At 47.7% G+C, this 2,500-nt stretch carries 2 rRNA genes (1 of these 2 cut by a window edge); both read right to left on the reverse strand.

Annotated elements, in window-relative coordinates:
* Nucleotides 1-6: 6 nt before the first annotated feature.
* Nucleotides 7-117, reverse strand: a 5S ribosomal RNA gene (gene rrf, locus HMPREF1528_RS00005).
* 162 nt (nt 118-279) lie between these two features.
* Nucleotides 280-2,500: ribosomal RNA gene (locus HMPREF1528_RS00010) — 23S ribosomal RNA — on the reverse strand (it continues 619 nt past the right edge of the window).

Raw genomic sequence — 2,500 nt, forward strand, 5'->3', positions numbered from 1 at the left:
TTTATAAGAAGGCGGCGACATACTCTCCCACAACAAGTGTAGTACCATCTGCGCTAAAAGGTTTAACTGCTCTGTTCGGAATGGTAAGAGGTGAGACCTTTGACTATAACCACCTTAAATCTTTAGGCCTTAGGTTGTGCGACTCAGAACTAATACCTGATGCCTGTGGCCTAATGCCTTGATATTTTAACATATAGGGATAAAAAACATATTTTCTCAATTGACAATTGATAATTAACAATTGTTGTGATGCTAACGCTCTTTAAAAGAATCTCTACGCGCGAAAAGTCTACGGGTGATTAGTATTACTCGGCTATGATGTTACCACCGTTACACCTGTAACCTATCAACGTGGTCATCTCCCACGACCCTTAAAAGAAATCTCATCTTGTGGCGGGTTTCGTACTTATATGCCTTCAGCACTTATCCCATCCGCACTTAGCTACTCTGCTATGCCCTTGGCAAGACAACAGATACACCAGCGGTGCGTCCAACTCGGTCCTCTCGTACTAGAGTCAGATCCACGCAAATTTCTAACGCCCACAGTAGATAGAGACCGAACTGTCTCACGACGTTCTGAACCCAGCTCGCGTGCCACTTTAATGGGCGAACAGCCCAACCCTTGGGACCTTCTCCAGCCCCAGGATGTGACGAGCCGACATCGAGGTGCCAAACCCCCCCGTCGATGTGAGCTCTTGGGGGAGATCAGCCTGTTATCCCCGGCGTACCTTTTATCCTTTGAGCGATGGCCCTTCCATACGGAACCACCGGATCACTATGCTCTACTTTCGTACCTGATCGACTTGTGGGTCTCTCAGTCAAGCCCCCTTATGCCATTGCACTCTACGCACGGTTACCAAGCGTGCTGAGGGAACCTTTAGAAGCCTCCGTTACTCTTTTGGAGGCGACCACCCCAGTCAAACTACCCTCCACGAATTGTCCCCTGCATCGCAGGGTTAGACCTCAGATAAGCAAAGGGTGGTATTTCAACAACGACTCCACAACTACCAGAATAGCCACTTCATAGTCTCCCACCTATCCTACGCATCACTTATCCAAGACCAATACGAAGATATAGTAAAGGTGCACAGGGTCTTTTCGTCCCACTGCGGGTAATCGGCATCTTCACCGATACTACAATTTCACCGAGCTCATGGCCGAGACAGTGTCCAAATCGTTACACCATTCGTGCAGGTCGGAACTTACCCGACAAGGAATTTCGCTACCTTAGGACCGTTATAGTTACGGCCGCCGTTTACTGGGGCTTCAATTCAAACCTTCGTGTTACCACTAAGCTCTCCTCTTAACCTTCCAGCACCGGGCAGGTGTCAGACCCTATACCTCATCTTTCGATTTTGCAGAGTCCTGTGTTTTTGATAAACAGTCGCTTGGACCTCTTCACTGCGGCCTATCTTACGATAGGCGACCTTTCTCCCGAAGTTACAGGTCTATTTTGCCTAGTTCCTTAGCCATGAATCTCTCGAGCGCCTTAGAATTCTCTTCCCAATCACCTGTGTCGGTTTACGGTACGGGCATTAATCTTCGCTTTTCTTGGAAACGTTATCACCACTCTATCACCTCGACCGAAGCCTCAGTGTACTATCAAAGCCATAACAGCTCCTTTAACGTACTATTCCGTCAGTACGCGGTAGTTATCTCGTTCCGTCACTTTTATTAGATTAATGGTACAGGAATATTAACCTGTTGTACATCCACTTTCCCTACTCGGGTGCGCGTTAGTCCCCGACTAACCCTCAGCTGATTAGCATAGCTGAGGAAACCTTGATCTTTCGGCGGGCAGGTTTCTCGCCTGCCTTATCGTTACTTATGCCTACATTTTCTTTTCTATCAGCTCCACTATGTCTCACAACTTTAGCTTCTACGCCTATAGAATGCTCCCCTACCGGTATATCTTTCAATAACCCCATAGCTTCGGTAATATGCTTATGCCCGTTTATTATCCATGCCCAACCGCTCGACTAGTGAGCTGTTACGCACTCTTTAAATGTATGGCTGCTTCCAAGCCAACATCCTAGCTGTCAGTGCAGTCAGACCGCGTTTGGTCAACTTAGCATATATTTGGGGACCTTAGCTGATGGTCCGGGTTCTTTCCCTTTAGGATATGGACCTTAGCACCCATACCCTCACTGCTGATGAGCATTTAATAGCATTCGGAGTTTGTCAGGAATTGGTAGGCGATGAAACCCCCGCATCCAATCAGTAGCTCTACCTCTATTAAACTCACATCAACGCTGCACCTAAATGCATTTCGGGGAGTACGAGCTATTTCCCAGTTTGATTGGCCTTTCACCCCTACCCTCAGGTCATCCGAAGTCTTTTCAACGACAACCAGTTCGGTCCTCCACGCTGTGTTACCAGCGCTTCAACCTGCCCAAGGGTAGATCACCAGGTTTCGCGTCTACTACTACCAACTTAACGCCCTATTCAGACTCTCTTTCGATGCGGATTCGTATCTGAAATACTTATCCTCGCTGGTAAC

This window comes from Capnocytophaga sp. oral taxon 336 str. F0502 (assembly GCF_000411575.1).
Taxonomy (GTDB): domain Bacteria; phylum Bacteroidota; class Bacteroidia; order Flavobacteriales; family Flavobacteriaceae; genus Capnocytophaga; species Capnocytophaga ochracea.